Annotated in this window: 12 protein-coding genes; 10 read left to right on the top strand and 2 right to left on the bottom strand. The window is 63.0% G+C overall.

Annotated elements, in window-relative coordinates; all coding sequences use genetic code 11:
• Positions 1–8 precede the first annotated feature (8 nt).
• The 3 genes from C404_RS49165 to C404_RS49155 are packed head-to-tail and all read left to right on the top strand — an operon-like array spanning position 9 to position 2545.
• Positions 9–914 carry an ABC transporter permease gene (locus tag C404_RS49165; RefSeq protein WP_031329764.1) on the top strand — a complete coding sequence of 302 codons (906 nt, stop codon included), beginning with the start codon at positions 9–11 and terminating at the stop codon, positions 912–914.
• Between the two features lies 1 nt (position 915).
• The gene (locus C404_RS49160; protein WP_021196177.1) at positions 916–1812 is read left to right on the top strand and encodes an ABC transporter permease; all 897 of its coding nucleotides are present in this window, start codon (positions 916–918) and stop codon (positions 1810–1812) included.
• Between the two features lie 16 nt (positions 1813–1828).
• Positions 1829–2545 carry an aspartate/glutamate racemase family protein gene (locus C404_RS49155; protein ID WP_052027481.1) on the top strand — a complete coding sequence of 239 codons (717 nt, stop codon included), beginning with the start codon at positions 1829–1831 and terminating at the stop codon, positions 2543–2545.
• 15 nt (positions 2546–2560) lie between these two features.
• Here C404_RS49155 and icmF read toward each other — a convergent pair whose 3' ends face one another.
• Positions 2561–5848 (bottom strand): fused isobutyryl-CoA mutase/GTPase IcmF, encoded by a 3288-nt coding sequence (icmF, locus tag C404_RS49150; protein ID WP_021196175.1) that lies wholly within the window; start codon positions 5846–5848, stop codon positions 2561–2563.
• 305 nt (positions 5849–6153) lie between these two features.
• Between icmF and C404_RS58895 the strand changes: the two genes are divergently transcribed.
• From C404_RS58895 to C404_RS49135, 5 genes are all read left to right on the top strand, one after another.
• Positions 6154–8256 (top strand): acyltransferase family protein, encoded by a 2103-nt coding sequence (locus tag C404_RS58895; RefSeq protein ID WP_021196174.1) that lies wholly within the window; start codon positions 6154–6156, stop codon positions 8254–8256.
• A gap of 296 nt (positions 8257–8552) precedes the next feature.
• Complete coding sequence (locus C404_RS0130215; protein WP_152524470.1) at positions 8553–9053, top strand: sn-glycerol-3-phosphate transporter; 501 nt, start codon at positions 8553–8555, stop codon at positions 9051–9053.
• A gap of 181 nt (positions 9054–9234) precedes the next feature.
• Positions 9235–10260 (top strand): hypothetical protein, encoded by a 1026-nt coding sequence (locus tag C404_RS49145; protein ID WP_021196172.1) that lies wholly within the window; start codon positions 9235–9237, stop codon positions 10258–10260.
• 243 nt (positions 10261–10503) lie between these two features.
• Positions 10504–11706, top strand: a complete 1203-nt coding sequence (locus C404_RS49140) for an ammonium transporter (protein ID WP_021196171.1) — start codon at positions 10504–10506, stop codon at positions 11704–11706.
• A gap of 119 nt (positions 11707–11825) precedes the next feature.
• A complete protein-coding gene (locus C404_RS49135) occupies positions 11826–12182 on the top strand; it encodes a DUF427 domain-containing protein (RefSeq protein ID WP_021196170.1) in 357 nt (118 codons plus the stop codon).
• Positions 12183–12543: 361 nt separating this feature from the next.
• Here the strand turns inward: C404_RS49135 and C404_RS49130 are convergent, their stop codons facing one another.
• Positions 12544–13794, bottom strand: a complete 1251-nt coding sequence (locus C404_RS49130) for an OmpP1/FadL family transporter (protein WP_031329761.1) — start codon at positions 13792–13794, stop codon at positions 12544–12546.
• 328 nt (positions 13795–14122) lie between these two features.
• Between C404_RS49130 and C404_RS49125 the strand changes: the two genes are divergently transcribed.
• A complete protein-coding gene (locus C404_RS49125; protein ID WP_021196168.1) occupies positions 14123–14875 on the top strand; it encodes a helix-turn-helix transcriptional regulator in 753 nt (250 codons plus the stop codon).
• Positions 14876–14992: 117 nt separating this feature from the next.
• Positions 14993–15973 carry a DMT family transporter gene (locus C404_RS49120; protein ID WP_021196167.1) on the top strand — a complete coding sequence of 327 codons (981 nt, stop codon included), beginning with the start codon at positions 14993–14995 and terminating at the stop codon, positions 15971–15973.
• Positions 15974–16001: the final 28 nt, after the last annotated feature.

Genomic DNA, 16001 nt, shown 5'->3' with positions numbered 1-16001 from the left:
ACATCGCCATGACACCCACCCCGCCCACTCCAACCGCTGCCGGCACCTTGCGTCCGGGCCTGCAGGCGCTGCCGTTTGCGGCGGTGTTCGTCGTGTTCTTTCTCATCCCGCTGGGGCTGGTCGCGATGGTCAGCTTCTGGGATTTCAACGAGTACGCGCTGCTGCCGACCTTCACCTTGCGCAACTACGCCAAGCTGTGGGAAGGCTGCGGCCATCTCAATGAATACGGTGATTTGTGCGTGACGGCGTCGACGTATCTATCGACGCTGCGCTTTGCGCTCGGCACCTGGGCACTCACGCTAGTGCTGGGTTTTGCGCTGGCGTATTTCCTGGCGTTTCACGTGCGATCGGCTGCGGTGCAGACGCTGCTGTTCGTGGTGTGCACGGTGCCGTTCTGGACCTCCAACGTGATCCGCATGATCTCGTGGATTCCGCTGCTGGGCCGCAACGGCCTCGTCAACCAGACGCTGCAGGCGATGCACCTCATCAACCAGCCGCAGGACTGGCTGCTGTACTCCAACTTCTCGGTGCTGCTGGCCTACGTGCACCTCTACACCATGTTCATGATCGTGCCGATCTTCAATTCGATGATGCGCATTGATCGCGCATTGCTCGAAGCCGCGCGCGACGCGGGCGCAAGTGCATGGCAAACGCTGTGGCATGTGATCGTGCCGCTCTCGCGCAGCGGCATCCTGATCGGCTCGATCTTCATCCTGACCATCGTGATGGGCGACTTCGTGACCGTGGGCGTGATGGGCGGCCAGCAGATTGCCTCGGTCGGCAAGATGATCCAGGTGCAGACGTCGTACCTGCAGTTTCCGCTGGCGGCCGCCAACGCCGTGGTGCTGCTGCTGACGGTGCTGATGATCATCTGGGGCCTGCCCCGTGTGGTCGACATCCGCAAGGAGCTCTGACATGCGCCCACGTTTTCGTGAACCACGCGCCCCCGGCTTCTGGCCGCTGGCGTGCCTCTTCGCGCTGTTCGTGCTGTTTCTCTACGGCCCCATGCTGACGATCTTTGCGCTCAGCTTTCAGGGGCCAGACGGCGGGCTGACGTTTCCGATGAACGGGCTGTCGCTGCATTGGTATCGGCAGCTTGCTGAGGGCCTGGGCGTGGTCGACATCGGTGCCGCGTTCCGGCGCTCGCTGGCGCTCGGTGCGGTGGTGATGGCGCTGACCATGGGGCTCTCGCTGCTGGCGGCATTGGCGTTTCGCAAGCGGCTGCGTGGCGGTGGCGCGCTGTTCTACGTGACGGTCGCCAGCCTGATCATGCCGTCGATCGTGGTGTCGCTCGGCATCGGGCTGCAGTTCCGGTTGGTCGACACGGGCATCAAAGCCCTGCTCACCGCATGGGGCATGGGCGATCAGGCCGACAGCTTTGGATCGTCGCTGGGTCTGTGGACCTCCGCGCTCGGCGCGCACCTGACGTGGACGCTGCCGTTCGGCCTGCTCATCATGTTTGCCGTCTTCAACCGCTTCAACCCCGCCTACGAGGAAGCCGCGCGCGACCTGGGTGCCACGCCGTGGCAGACCTTCCGCCATGTCGTATTGCCGTTGATCGCGCCATCGCTCATCGGCGTGGGCATGTTCGGCTTCACGCTCAGTTGGGATGAAATCGCGCGCACCTCGCAGGCCATCGGCGATGTCAACACGCTGCCGCTCGAACTGCAGGGGCTGACCACCACCGTCACCACGCCGGCCATCTACGCGCTGGGCACGCTCACCACCGTGGTGTCGTTCGTGGTGATGGGGCTGACGATGCTGGCCATCGTGCGGTTGCGCCGCCGCCAGAGCGCAGGGCGCGTTGACTGAACACACGCGAATGACCATGGCTCCTGAATCGGCTGGCTCGCGCCGGCTGTTGCTGATCAACCCGAACACCACGGCCGCACTCACGCAGACGCTCGCCCGCTTCGTGCAAGCCGCGTTGCCGGGCGATGTGGTGGTGGAATCCGTCACCGCCCGTTTTGGCGCGCCGTATATCGCCACCGAAGTTGGCTATGCCGTGGCCACCCATGCGGCGCTCGACGCGTGGACGACAGCGCTGCAGCGTCCACCTGATGCCGCCATCATCGGCTGTTTTGGCGACCCGGGGCTCTTCGCGCTGCGCGAGGTGGCACCCTGCCCCGTCACCGGCCTCGCGGAAGCTGCATTGATGGAAGCAGCAACGCACGGCACTTGCGCGGTCGTGACGGGTGGACATGCATGGGGGCCGATTCTGGAGCGCTTGCTGCCCACGCTGGAACACGGCCACACCGTGCGCGACATCCATACCGTGGAACTCGACGGCGCCGCGCTGTATGCGGCACCAGATGCGGCGGAGCAGATTCTGCTGGGTGCGTGCACAACGGTGCTGCGCCGCCAGCCGGTGGATGCGATCGTGCTGGGTGGTGCCGGGCTCGCTGGCGTGGCGCAGCGTCTGCAGCCTCACGTGCCCGTACCGCTCATTGACAGCGTGACAGCGGCGGCGCGCCAGGTGTGGGATGCGCCGCGCGGGGGGCATGGTGCGCTACCGGCGTGGGTCGCGCACGCCATGCACGCGTGAGCTCACACAACGCCGCTACATGTTGCGACGGTACTGGCCGCCCACCTCAAACAGCGCATGCGTGATCTGCCCGAGCGAGCAGACGCGCACCGCGTCCATGAGCACCGCAAACACGTTCTGATCCTCAATCACCGCGCGCTGTAACCGTTGCAGCATGGCGGGTGCTTCCGCAGCATGCCGTGCATGAAAATCGTCCAGACGCTTGAGCTGGCTCTGCTTCTCCTCCTCGCTTGACCGCGCCAGCTCGATGTGTGGCGGCACCACGTTCTCCTCTTCGGGGTTGCGGAACGTGTTCACCCCAATGATCGGCAGCGAGCCATCGTGCTTGCGCTGCTCATACAGCATCGACTCTTCCTGAATCTTGCCGCGCTGGTAGCCGGTCTCCATTGCACCCAGCACGCCACCGCGCTCGGCAATGCGCTCGAACTCCTGCAGCACGGCTTCTTCGACCAAGTCGGTCAAATCATCGATGATGAAGCTGCCTTGGTTCGGGTTCTCGCACTTGGCCAGCCCCCACTCGCGGTTGATGATGAGCTGGATGGCCAGCGCACGCCGCACCGACTCGGCCGTAGGCGTGGTGATGGCCTCGTCGTACGCATTCGTGTGCAGGCTGTTGCAGTTGTCGTAGATGGCGATCAGCGCCTGCAGCGTCGTGCGGATGTCGTTGAAGGCAATCTCCTGCGCGTGCAGGGACCGACCCGACGTCTGCACGTGGTACTTCAGCTTTTGGCTGCGCTCGTTCGCGCCGTACTTGTCGCGCATCGTCACCGCCCAGATACGGCGGGCGACGCGGCCGAGCACGTTGTATTCCGGGTCCATGCCGTTGGAGAAGAAGAACGACAGGTTCGGCGCAAAGTCATCGATGTGCATGCCGCGCGCGAGGTACGCCTCCACATACGTAAAGCCATTGGCGAGCGTGAAAGCCAGTTGTGAAATCGGGTTCGCCCCGGCCTCGGCAATGTGATACCCCGAGATCGACACCGAGTAGAAATTGCGCACCTGCTGGTGCACAAAATATTCCTGGATATCGCCCATCACCTTGAGCGAAAACTCGGTCGAGAAGATGCAGGTGTTCTGCCCCTGGTCTTCCTTGAGGATGTCGGCCTGCACCGTGCCGCGCACGTTCTGTAGCACCCACGCGCGGATCTTCGCTTCCTCATCGGCAGTCGGCTCGCGCTGGTTGTCGGCGCGGAATTTTTCGAGGTTCTGGTCGATGGCGGTGTTCATGAACATCGCCAGAATCGTCGGCGCGGGGCCGTTGATCGTCATGGAGACCGAGGTGTTCGGGCTCGTCAGATCAAAGCCGTCGTACAGCACCTTCATGTCGTCCAACGTGGCGATCGACACGCCCGAGTTGCCGACCTTGCCGTAAATGTCGGGGCGCACCGCCGGGTCTTCGCCATAGAGCGTGACGGAGTCGAATGCGGTGGACAGCCGCTTGGCGTCCATGCCCTCACTGACGAGCTTGAAGCGACGGTTGGTGCGGAACGCATCGCCTTCGCCCGCGAACATGCGCGTCGGGTCTTCGTTCTCGCGTTTGAACGCGAACACACCGGCGGTGTACGGAAAGCTGCCGGGCACGTTCTCGCGCATCAGCCAGCGCAGCACTTCGCCGTCGTCTTCGTACGGCGGCAACACCACCTTGCGGATGACGGTGCCCGAGAGCGTGGTGTGCGTGAGCGCGGTGCGGATTTCCTTGTCGCGGATTTTGACGACGTACTCTTCGCCGGAATACGCGCGGCGCAGGTCGGGCCACATGCTGAGTAGCTTGCGTTCGGTAGCGCCGAGTTGCGCGTCGCGTTCAGCGGCTTGCTTGTCGAGCGCGGAGAGCGTCTGCACACTCGCACCCGCGCGCTCCAGCATGAGGCGGCTGGCCTGCAACTGCTGACGCTCGCGCGCGAGGCAGCTTTGCATCTGCACGCGGCGGTGATAGCCGCGCACCGTGTCGGCCAGTTCGGCCAGATAGCGCACGCGCGCGGGCGGCACGATGGCGTCGTGACTGGTCGAGCATTTGCCCGCGGGGCGCGGCAGCGTGCGATCACTCAGCGCCATGCCGCGCTCAGCCAGCCGATCTGCGAGCGCGTGATACAGCGCCGTCACGCCGTCGTCGTTGAAGTGCGAGGCCTGCGTGCCGAACACCGGCATGTCTTCGGGCCGGGCGTGCCATTGCTCGCGATTGCGCTGCACCTGCTTGGCCACGTCGCGCCACGCGTCCTGCGCGCCCTTGCGGTCGAACTTGTTGATCGCCACCAGGTCAGCAAAGTCGAGCATGTCGATCTTCTCCAACTGGCTGGCGGCGCCAAACTCGGGTGTCATCACGTACAGCGACAGATCGACATGCGGCACGATGGCCGCATCGCCCTGCCCAATGCCGGAGGTCTCGACGATGATCAGGTCGAAGCCCGCTGCACGGCAGGCGGCAATTGCGTCGGGCAATGCGTCGGAAATCTCGCTGCTCGCCTCGCGCGTGGCCAACGAGCGCACAAAGATGTGCGGATGGTTGATCGCGTTCATGCGGATGCGATCGCCCAGCAACGCGCCACCCGACTTGCGCCGCGATGGGTCAATCGAGATGACGGCGATGCGCAGCCGGTCCTGCTGGTCGAGCCGGAAGCGGCGGATCAGTTCATCAGTCAGCGACGACTTGCCCGCACCGCCCGTGCCCGTGATGCCGAGCACCGGCGTGTGCATCACAGCGGCGCGCTCGTGCACAGCCTGACGCAATACCGGATCAATGCGGTGCGCTTCCAACGCCGTAATCAGCTGCGCAAGCGCCCGACGATCGCCATTGGCGATGGGCTCCAGCGTGGTCGGCGCAAAGGTGGAGAGATCGATATCGCAACGCCGCACCATGTCGGCAATCATGCCGGCCAGGCCCATGCGCTGGCCGTCTTCGGGGCTGTAGATGCGCGCCACACCGTAGTCCTGCAGCTCGCGGATCTCCATCGGCACGATCACCCCGCCGCCGCCGCCGAACACCTGGATGTGCTCGCCGCCGCGGGCGCGCAGCGCGTCGATCATGTACTTGAAGTATTCGACGTGGCCGCCCTGGTAGCTCGACACGGCAATGCCCTGCACGTCTTCCTGCAGCGCGGCATTGACCACCTCGTCGACGGATCGGTTATGCCCCAGGTGGATCACCTCGCAGCCCATGGATTGCAGGATGCGCCGCATGATGTTGATCGACGCATCGTGCCCATCGAATAGCGAGGCCGCCGTCACGAAGCGCACCTTGTTGCGCACCGGTGCAGGCTCGCTCGCAGGCGTGGGATCAGCCGCGCGGGCGGCGGAAAGATCAGTCATGTCTCCACCTTCGTTGAAGTGGGCGCCGGCGTTGGATGTGTTGTGTGCCGCACAGAGCGCGGCATGCCGGTCGGAGGATCGAATAGACAGTATTTTCGGGGTGGACGTAAACATCAACTCCCCTGCGAAGGCAGCTTGCAAACAACCTGCCTTTTCTATATACCGTCCACTTTTCATCAAAATAAACCAGTGGCATAGACTGCCGGAGGCTGAGGTTCGCGTCAGTCACTCCACCGCCGCTATCGGCATGCATGCGCACTGCAAGTACGAAGATCATGGTAGCTGGCAGCCCCGCAGAAAGAACAATGCCCAGGCTTGGCTCGGGTGCGCCAGAATCCGAGTCCTTAGCCTCTCCACAACAAGCCGTCTCGCCAAAGAAGTCCAGCTACTACCGCCCAGATATTGACGGTCTGCGAGCAATCGCCGTACTCGCTGTGATTCTGTGCCATGCACAGATTGCAGGCTTCGCTGGTGGCTATGTCGGAGTCGATGTCTTCTTTGTGATCTCAGGTTTCGTGGTCACAAACTCGATCCGGCGCGACCAAGTGGCGGGAACCTTCTCCCTTGGTGACTTCTACGCAAGGCGGGTACGTCGGCTCGCGCCAGCGCTGTATTGCATGGTCGGGGTAACGCTTGCGTTCTGTCTGCTCTACCAGTTCCCCGCAGAGAGCTTCGATACCCTGAAAAACGGGCTGTTCATTGCCATTCTGTCTTCGAACATCTTTTTGGCTCGCAAGACTGGATACTTCGATCCGACGGCCGATCAACTACCTTTCCTGCACACGTGGTCCCTGTCAGTGGAGGAGCAGTTCTACCTGATGTTCCCGCTACTGCTGATTGGACTCAGGAGGCTCAAGCCGGCAGCCCTGTTTGGCGTGATGTGCGCCCTCTTCATACTGTCCCTTGTGTACTCGCAGTATGCCGTCTCGCATTTCTTGCCAAGATCCTATTTCCAGATTCAAACCCGGGCATTCGAGTTCTTGGCCGGCGTCCTGCTGGCCTGCCTGCCAACACGCAGACAGGAGGTGAAGTCACGGCTTTATCACGACGGCTTGTTGTTCCTGGGCCTCGCGACTGTCGTTGCATGCACAGTTGAGTTCACATCAAACACCCCCATGCCCGGCATGTATGCATTGCTGCCGTGCCTGGGGGCGATGCTGGTCATTGCGTTCGGTTCTCGGGCGGCCATCCTGGGTCCGGTCCTTACAAATCCGGTGATGGTCTATTGGGGAAAGCTGTCATACACCCTCTACCTGTGGCACTGGCCAGTATTCTTCGCTCTCCGAAAATTCCATCTGACGTCTAACGCATGGGTTGTTGGCGGAATTGTGCTGTGTTTCACCATTGCTGTGCCGACGCACCATTTGGTGGAGCAACGCGTTAGGCATGCCCGATGGTCCAACCTGAAGAGCTTGTTGCTCCTGCTCCTTGCACCTGCTGCCTTGCTTGGGTCGCTGACCCTCGCCTCTAAATGGACGAACAACTTCGAGGCGCTGTACCCGGCGCCCCTGCGTCAAAACTTCGAGCTGACGGGCCGGTCCATTTTTGATGGCGAGCGATCCCAGAAATGCTGGAACAAGGTCGAGATCACTTCACCGGAAGACTGCACCGTGGGAGATCCGCAAGTGGCTACGCATGCAATTTTCTGGGGTGACTCCCACGCGTATCACCTGATCAGTTTCATGGACAGCATGGGGAAGGACTATGGGCTCTCCATTCATGATGTCACCCACACGATGTGCCCTCCCATGAGCGATGGCCCCGCTCGCGCGGGCAATCCCTTTCATCAAACACAGCGCGAGAACTGTCTCAAGCACAACCGCTTGGTCATGGACCACGTGCTATCGCACCCCGACATCACGGTGGTCATCATGTCGGCTGTGTGGCCAAACTACATCAACCAAGCCACGGGAGATCACGTTCAACCGACGCTCCATGGTTTCATGCCAGGCGACCACTATCTTGAAGATACTGTCGCCAAGCTGCATGCCGCTGGGAAGCGCGTCGTTCTTGTTGATGACATTCCAGGGGCCCCGCCCGAACTCGAAAACTGTGGGGCGAATCGCCTATACGGGATCAGCTTGCCGAGCGGTGACTGCACCTATCCCGCAACGTATGCGAAAGAGATGCATCAACCGACCGAGGCATTGTTCGCAAGAATCACGAAGGCCTTCCCTGACGTCAAAGTCATTCACACGTACTACGTACCCTGCAATGGCGAGCGGTGCACAACCGTACTTGATGGCGTCGATCTGTATAAGCACAACGACACTGGACACCTCGGATTCGGCGGCAGCGTCTCCTACTACCGTGCTTATCAAGCCCGATACCCCAATGAGCTAGCGGAAATTTTTTGCAGCGCTGGGCAGAATTGTCCGCGCCGGCCCGAGGGTAGCCAACCAAACTGAGGCCGACCCACACCCACGTCATGCCCGTCGAACAGCGAGGCCGCCATCACGAAGCGCGCCTTGTTGTTCATCGACGTGGGGTAGACGTCAACCCTCCTGGGGCGACGGGTACCTGATCAGCCGGTTCTTATTTTCGGACCAATCCTAGTGTCGTCCCAACCGCCTTTCGGACCAATCCGACGGAAACCTCAGGCCGCTTCGCCCAACATTCCCCTCACACAAAACTTCACGGGAAATCACGTTGGGGCCCCAAGCAAGGGCCGGGCGAGCCTTGGGCTCGGACGTGTTGACGTCGTATGGCACTCTCTTCTTCTTTGATCACCAAGCTTCGCGGTATTGCCACCGGTGTGGTGCTCCTGGCCGGCGCATCGCCCGCCTTTGCCAACATCTTCGAACCCGGCGACGAAATCTCCGTCCAGGCCAGCATCTACAACATGCACTACAGCCGGGACGACCACTACATCAAGTACTCCCCGCTGCTAGGTGTTGAATGGCGCCGTGACAACGGCTGGCTGGTGGGCGCGGCGGCGTTCCAGAACTCGTTCGGCCAACCTTCGCAACTGGTGTATGGCGGCTACCTGTGGAACCTGGGCAATACCAACTTCTACGGCAAGCTGACCGGCGGCATCCTGCACGGCTACAAGGGCGAGTACCAGAACAAGGTGCCCCTCAACTACAAGGGCTTCTCGCCGGGCATCCTGCCGACGCTGGGCTACAAATACGGCCAGATCCGCACGGAAGTGCAGTTCTTCTGGACCAGCGGCTTCATGGTGACGGTGGGCTACTCGTTCAAGTAAGGTGCCGCACCCTGCCTGTTTGCGCAAATCCGCAGCGGCATGGATGTGTTCAGTAGACGCACGAAAAAAGCGGCGACACCCCCTCCTTCCTTGGGGCAAGCCCCGTCTTGCGCACAATCCATACATATCGCTAGAGTCGGGCTTTGGCCGGAAACGGGTCCGGCCACAGGGGGATATTCCAATGCCAAGCCGCGCAACGATGCGCTGGTGTCTGACCGCCATGCTGGCGTGCTCCGGCCATGCGCTGGCGTGGGACTACACGCCTGGCGCCATCCCCGGGCTGATCAGCGTGCTTGGCTTCCTGACCGTGCAAACGCAGGCGCTGGACCGCGCCATCCAGCGGTTCCCCAGCCAGCGCGAAGAGCTGATCCGCGCGCGCAACCAGTTCGACAACACCTTCCCGCAAGCGCTGGCGCGCACGCGCCGCCTGATCGCCGGGATTCCGCTGACGGATGATGAGCGCCAACTGTTGATCGAGCGGGCGCTCGATCTGCACCAACCCAGCGTGGCGATCTCCACGCAGACCCCGGAGACCGCCCACGCCCTGGCCCAGCGCGTAACGGAGCGCGCCCAGGGCAGCCAGGACCGCCCGACGCTGCAGACGTTGCTGGCGGTGGTCTACGACGACCGGCCCGCCGAAGAGCTGTCGAGCCGCTTCGCGCAAAGCATCACGCTCTCTGACTGGCCGAACGCCAATGGCGCGAACCTGGCGCTGCGCCTGCCGTTTTCCTGGGAGCGCGTGCCACCCACCCCGCCGCGCAAACCCGATCCGGCGCGCGTAGCGATTGGCGCCTGGGCCAACCAGGGCGGCGCTGGGCTGTCGCGCATCGAACTGATCGTGCGCCCCACCGAAGGCGAGCCCGAAGCGGTGCCTGACAGCCGCGAGCCCCGGTGGATGCGCGATGCCATCCGGCAGGCCGTGGCACTGCCCTGCCGGATGACAGGCTGGGGCACACAGTCATTCGGCGGGCGCCCCGGCATCTGGGCCAGCTACATCGGCGATGCCCCCGGCCCGCACGCACCGCGCGCCACGAGCAACACGTTCATCGGTCGCGTCTATATCGTCCCGACCGATGGCGCACTGGTGATGCTGCACATGCAATCCCCCGCCGCTTCGCCTGAACAGGCCGGCGTGCTGCGGCAGCGCTACGAGCCGCTCTGGACGGCTGTGGCCACCTCCTTTGCCGTGTCCGCGCCCAAACCCTGACGGCACGCGCACCATCTGCGCGCATACCGCGCACCATCCGCACCAAATCAAGGCAAAAACGCACCGAAATCGGGCTCAGCTTGGACCGCGTTCGGGCTCGCTGGACGAACGCACGGCTGCGGTGCGCCAAATCACGCTTTTGCACAGAGTTGGAACAACTTTTGCGTCTGTCGGCGGCTTTTGCGCCATTTGAGGGCATCCTGCACTTGAACGGCGCTAGTCCCAACCCGTACGACAACCACAATGAACACCATCAAAACCGGGGGCGACGCGCTCTTCATCCTGCTGGGCGCGATCATGGTGCTTGCCATGCATGCCGGCTTCGCATTCCTTGAGCTGGGTACGGTACGCAAGAAGAACCAGGTCAATGCGCTGGTCAAGATCCTGGTCGACTTTGCCGTGTCGACCATCGCGTACTTCTTCATCGGCTATTCCGTAGCGTACGGCGTCAACTTCTTCACCGGCGCCGACGTGCTTGCGCAGCAGAACGGCTACGAGCTGGTGAAGTTCTTCTTCCTGCTGACGTTTGCGGCGGCCATTCCGGCCATCATCTCGGGCGGCATTGCCGAGCGCTCGCGCTTCGAGCCGCAACTGGCGGCGACCTTCGTGCTGGTGGGCTTTGTCTACCCGTTCTTCGAGGGCATTGCCTGGAACCAGCGCTTCGGCATCCAGCACTGGCTGCAGGCCGTGACGGGCGCGGAGTTCCACGACTTTGCCGGCTCGGTGGTGGTGCACGCGGTGGGCGGCTGGATTGCGCTGCCGGCGGTGCTGCTGCTGGGCGCACGCCACGGCCGCTACAAAGACGACGGCCGCATCGCCGCGCATCCGCCATCGAATATCCCCTTCCTGGCGGCGGGCGCGTGGGTGCTGGCGGTAGGCTGGTTCGGCTTCAACGTGATGAGCGCGCAGACGCTGGACAAGATGAGTGGCCTGGTCGCCATCAACTCGCTGATGGCCATGGTGGGCGGCACGCTCACCGCCTGGTGGATGGGCAAGAACGACCCGGGCTTCTCGTACAACGGGCCGCTCGCCGGCCTGGTGGCCGTGTGCGCGGGCTCCGACGTGATGCACCCACTGGGGGCGCTTGCCACCGGCGGCATTGCCGGTGTGCTGTTCGTGTGGATGTTCACGCGCGTGCAGAACGTCTGGCGCATTGACGACGTGCTGGGCGTGTGGCCGCTGCACGGGCTGTGCGGCGCATGGGGCGGCATCGCGGCGGGCATCTTCGGCCTGAAGGCGCTGGGCGGACTGGGCAGCGTATCGTTCTGGGCGCAGGTGGCGGGCACGGCGGGCGGCATCGTGATCGCGCTGATCGGCGGCACGGTGGTGTACGGCGCACTGCGCAAGTTCGTGGGCCTGCGGCTGGACCGCGAGGCCGAGTTCATGGGGGCCGACCTGGCCATCCACCGCGTGTCGTCCACACCAGAGAGCGAGACGCACTGGTAACACCGGCGAATGGCGTGCCGGCAACGTCCGGCACGGTCCAACACGGAAGGCGGTCTTCCACTAGAGTGAGAGAGCGCCCCGCACCAGCGAGGCTGCATCCTTCGACGCAGGAGCACCGCATGCCCGATACCGCACTCGCATCCCCCATCGTTGTTGAAGCCAATCCGCGTCGCGTTACGGTCACGTTCAACGGCCACACCATCGCCGACACACGCGCCGCGCGCACGCTGCGTGAGCGCTCGCTCCCGCCCGTGCTGTACATCCCGCGCGACGACGTGCGGATGAACCTGCTGGAGCGGACCCAGCATCACACCCAATGCCCGTACAAAGGGCAGGCGTCTTACTACACCATCGTGGCCGGCGACGAACGTGCCACCAATGCGGTCTGGACGTACGAGCACCCCATTCCGGCAGCTGAAGCCGTGGCCGGCATGCTCGCGTTCTATCCGAACATCGTGACCATTACCGAGGTGTGAGCATTGCGCGTTGGACGTTGACACGCCGGTGTCACGCGCGCAGCGCACGATATGCGCGTTCCTCTTCTCACGGATCCTCATCCGTGAAAGTTCTGAGCCCGGCGCGGGAGTCACCTGTGGCCGGGTATTTTTTTGGGCAGGCGCCGGTACGGCCCTCGCCCGATCGCGGTCGTTTGGTGAATTTGACACCAGTACAGACTCCCCGCCGTCGGTTCGAAAGCCCAGTACGCCGACATTGCAAACCCGCCTAGACCATGCGCAAGAACGCGAGTGCAAGTCGCAAGAAAGCCGACTGCAGCATCACCACGTTGCTGTTTCCGGGCGAGTACTGACTACAGATGTGCCCATTGACCGAAGCGCTTTAGAACTGCTTGCCAATGGACACGCCGGCAGTATCCTCGGCCAGGCGGACATTGGCGTTGCCGCCCCCGAATGCGGCCGGAATGGAGTTCGCGCCGTTGACCGTCTTTCTGAACGCATGCCCGTAGAACACGCTGATTGAAGTCTTGCTGTCGGTCGTCCAGGTGGCACCGATCGTTGCCTGATCTTGCACAACACCCGGTGCCAGGATATTCAGAAACGTCTCGGTGGATGCCACAGGCTGGGTCGAATGACTGTAGCCGGCGCGCAGCGTCAGATGGCTGTTGAATTCGTAGCTGGTGCCGACCTTGATCACGTTCGTATTGCGCCAACCGAAACCCGGGCCGTTTGCAGAACCGAGCGGATTTCCCGCGAACAGATTGGCAAGAGGATTGGCGATTGAATTCACACCGCCGTACAAGATCCTCTGGAAGTCAGCAGCCACGGTCCAGGCGGGCGTCACCTTGTACGAAATGCCGACACCAAAGTTCTCGGGAATATCGAACGATCCACCATCCGCAAAAAGACCTCGGTATTTGTCAAAGCGGCCGTGAATCTTCGACGCCCACGTCACGCCAATGGTGAGCGCAGGTGTGATCTGGCCGGTGTAACCGAGGTGCACGCCGACCCCTACCGTCGAGTCGGCCCCCTTGTCAGTGACGTTGTCTGGTGCAACCGACATGCGGGCAAACGGCTGGAGACCGCTCGCTGTGAAGCGCTGATACGCGAAGTTCAGACCCAAGCCAAATGCGTGCCGATCGAACAGCTTGTAGGCAATCGTCGGCGAGAGAAACACCTGTGCCAGGTCAACCCCAGCCGATCCCGTGGCACCGAACGCTCTATACGGGTTGTTCGCGTAGCCGGTATCGAGCCCGCCGTTTGCATAAAGCGCCAAGCCTGCATAAATATCCGGAAGAACCCGGTAAGTGACGCCGAACTCCGGAATCGCAAAGACCGAGCGGTTGTTGCCATCGTAGTGACCATTGACACCAAAGCCGTTACCCGTGACGTCTGTCCCCCGCTTGGGGAAGAAGAGGCTGATGTCGCCATCGACGCGGTTGCCCACAAAAGCGATGCCGGCAGGGTTGGCCGCTGCAGCCAGCGAATCTTGTGGCAAGCCGATGCCCACGCCCGCCATGCCTTGGGAAGGAATCCCATAGCCGTTGGAAAAATAGCCGTTCGTGGCCCACGCAACGGCTGGCGTTGTCAGTGTGACAGCCAGCAACGCGCGAGCGATCCTCCGCAAACTCATATGCTCCCCCGAAGACCGATTGATATAGGTAATGAGGACACAGAGTAGCCATCGCGATTGGCGCAACGAACGAACCTTTTCCTCAAAGGTTATGACGAAGACGCGTGTACGTCCTGGTCTCGCATGTTCAGCGTGTCGCGCAACGCCAGTCCGTGGTCGGCGGCATATCTGACCGATACCTCCAGTTGGCGCCGGAGGTGGCCTCCCCCCCTGAGTTGGTCAGCGGTCGAGAAGCGAATAAAGGAGTACGCTACCGGCACAAAACAACCCGTTGGAAAATATGCCCTGAAGATGGTATCTACCGGATTGTCAAATTGAACAGATAGTCATGCTGGACTTTCGCACCTACGGCCTGGCCGCTCCGCCACACGCACATGACTTTGTGCAAGTCGTGATGCCCGCGCGCGGCGTGCTGGAGATGGTCGTGGACGGCCGCGACGGCTGCGTCGATGTGCACCACGCCGCGCTCATCCCGGCCGATGCCACGCACGCCTTCGAAGCCGCCGGGACGAATACCTTCATCGTGCTGGACATCGCCGCGCAAGCGGTTGAGGCGCCTGACCTGCGTGGCCTGGCCGACCGCGTGTTCTTTCCGCTCACCCCCGGGCTGCGTGCGCTGACGGCGTGGTTGCAGAGCGCGCATGCGCCCTACGCACCATCGGCTGGCCCCGTAGTCGATGCCACCCTGGCGAATGCGTGGTCGACCCTCGCGCTGGCGACGCTGGCCGCGCATCCGGCCAACCAATCGACGCAGTTGCGCGCACGCACCGACGCGCGCGCGGAGCAAACCTGGCGCACCATCGATCAGCGCTATGCCGATCCGCTGACCCTCGACGAACTCGCCGCCGATGTGGGCCTGAGCACGCGGCGCCTTGCCACGCTGTTCCGTGCCACATATGGCACCACGCTGCACGCGCGCCTGGCTGCGGTGCGGCTGCACCACGCGTTGTCGCTGCTCGAAACCACCTCGCTGCCCATCGCCGAGATTGCCGCGCGCACCGGCTACTACGACCAGAGCGCGCTCACGCGTCACCTCAAGGCCACGCACGGCATCACGCCCGCGGCTGTACGGCGCGGCTGAGTCGCCGGCTCTGGTTTCCATTTCCGTTTTTGCCAAAGCGCGGCCGTCTTCACCAAGACGGATCACGCGTGCACGCGCAGAGTGCCGGTTCGATTGATCTTCCGGACCAGGCTCCACATGGCTGTTGGCGACACCTCCACCGCAACACATCTCACGCAGGCGCAGCACGACGCACGGCGCGACCACCTCATGGGCCTGGGTTGCGGCGTGGCCGCCGGCGCCCTGTGGGGGATCATCTTTGTGGCGCCCAAGATGCTGCCGCAGTTCTCGCCCCTGGCGCTGTCGGCGGCGCGGTATGTGCTGTATGGCGTGCTCTCTCTGGCGCTGGCGCTGCCCGTGTGGCGCACGCTTTGGCGCAAGACAACGCGGCGCGATTGGGTGGCGCTGCTGTTGCTGTCGTTGCCGGGCAACCTGCTGTACTACCTGTGCGTGGCGGGTGGCGTGCAGCGTGCGGGCGTGGCGCCGGTGTCGTTGATTGTCGGGCTGCTGCCGGTGACGGTCACGCTGGCGGGCGCGGCGGAACACGGTAGCTTGCCGTTGCGGCGGTTGGCACTGCCGCTGCTGATGGCGGTGGCAGGGGTGGTGTGCATTTACCTGGATGCGCCGGCCATGCATGCGGATGCCGGCGGCAACGCATACCTCATCGGCCTGCTGATGGCGGCCGGGGCGTTGGCGTGCTGGACGGTGTATGCGGTGTGCAATGCGCGGTATTTGCGCAAGCACCCGCAGTTCACGAGTCGTGAATGGTCCTTGCTGACGGGCATTGCAACGGGGGCGCTGTCGTTGGTGCTGGCAGTGCCGGCGTTCCTGATGCCGGGGATGGCCACGGCTTCTGCTCAGCCTGCGTCGGCCTGGATGCTGTTCTGGTTGATCAATGCTGGGGTGGCGTTGGGGGCTTCGGTGCTTGGCAACAGCCTGTGGAATGCGGCTAGCCGGAAGCTGCCTTTGACGTTATCCGGGCAGATGATTGTGTTTGAGACGGTGTTTGCGCTGCTGTATGGATTTGTTTATGAAGCGCGCTTTCCGCATGGGTTGGAGGTGACGGCTGCGCTGTTGTTGGTGGGTGGGGTTGCTTTGGCGGCGCGACGGCATGTTTAGGTTTTTGTGTTGGTGGTGTGCTCCTTGT

It is taken from the genome of Ralstonia sp. AU12-08, assembly GCF_000442475.1.
GTDB classification, from domain to species: Bacteria; Pseudomonadota; Gammaproteobacteria; order Burkholderiales; family Burkholderiaceae; genus Ralstonia; species Ralstonia insidiosa.
Note: the sequence above shows the minus strand (reverse complement) of the source record. Positions and strands in the feature narration are given on the sequence as shown.

Bases quoted from the DNA above. Each gene is read 5' to 3' on its own strand.
- C404_RS49165 (WP_031329764.1), top strand. From the start codon at position 9: ATGACACCCACCCCGCCCACTCCAACCGCTGCCGGCACCTTGCGTCCG.
- C404_RS49160 (WP_021196177.1), top strand. From the start codon at position 916: ATGCGCCCACGTTTTCGTGAACCACGCGCCCCCGGCTTCTGGCCGCTG.
- C404_RS49155 (WP_052027481.1), top strand. From the start codon at position 1,829: ATGGCTCCTGAATCGGCTGGCTCGCGCCGGCTGTTGCTGATCAACCCG.
- icmF (WP_021196175.1), bottom strand. From the start codon at position 5,848: ATGACTGATCTTTCCGCCGCCCGCGCGGCTGATCCCACGCCTGCGAGC.
- C404_RS58895 (WP_021196174.1), top strand. From the start codon at position 6,154: ATGCCCAGGCTTGGCTCGGGTGCGCCAGAATCCGAGTCCTTAGCCTCT.
- C404_RS0130215 (WP_152524470.1), top strand. From the start codon at position 8,553: ATGGCACTCTCTTCTTCTTTGATCACCAAGCTTCGCGGTATTGCCACC.
- C404_RS49145 (WP_021196172.1), top strand. From the start codon at position 9,235: ATGCCAAGCCGCGCAACGATGCGCTGGTGTCTGACCGCCATGCTGGCG.
- C404_RS49140 (WP_021196171.1), top strand. From the start codon at position 10,504: ATGAACACCATCAAAACCGGGGGCGACGCGCTCTTCATCCTGCTGGGC.
- C404_RS49135 (WP_021196170.1), top strand. From the start codon at position 11,826: ATGCCCGATACCGCACTCGCATCCCCCATCGTTGTTGAAGCCAATCCG.
- C404_RS49130 (WP_031329761.1), bottom strand. From the start codon at position 13,794: ATGAGTTTGCGGAGGATCGCTCGCGCGTTGCTGGCTGTCACACTGACA.
- C404_RS49125 (WP_021196168.1), top strand. From the start codon at position 14,123: ATGCTGGACTTTCGCACCTACGGCCTGGCCGCTCCGCCACACGCACAT.
- C404_RS49120 (WP_021196167.1), top strand. From the start codon at position 14,993: ATGGCTGTTGGCGACACCTCCACCGCAACACATCTCACGCAGGCGCAG.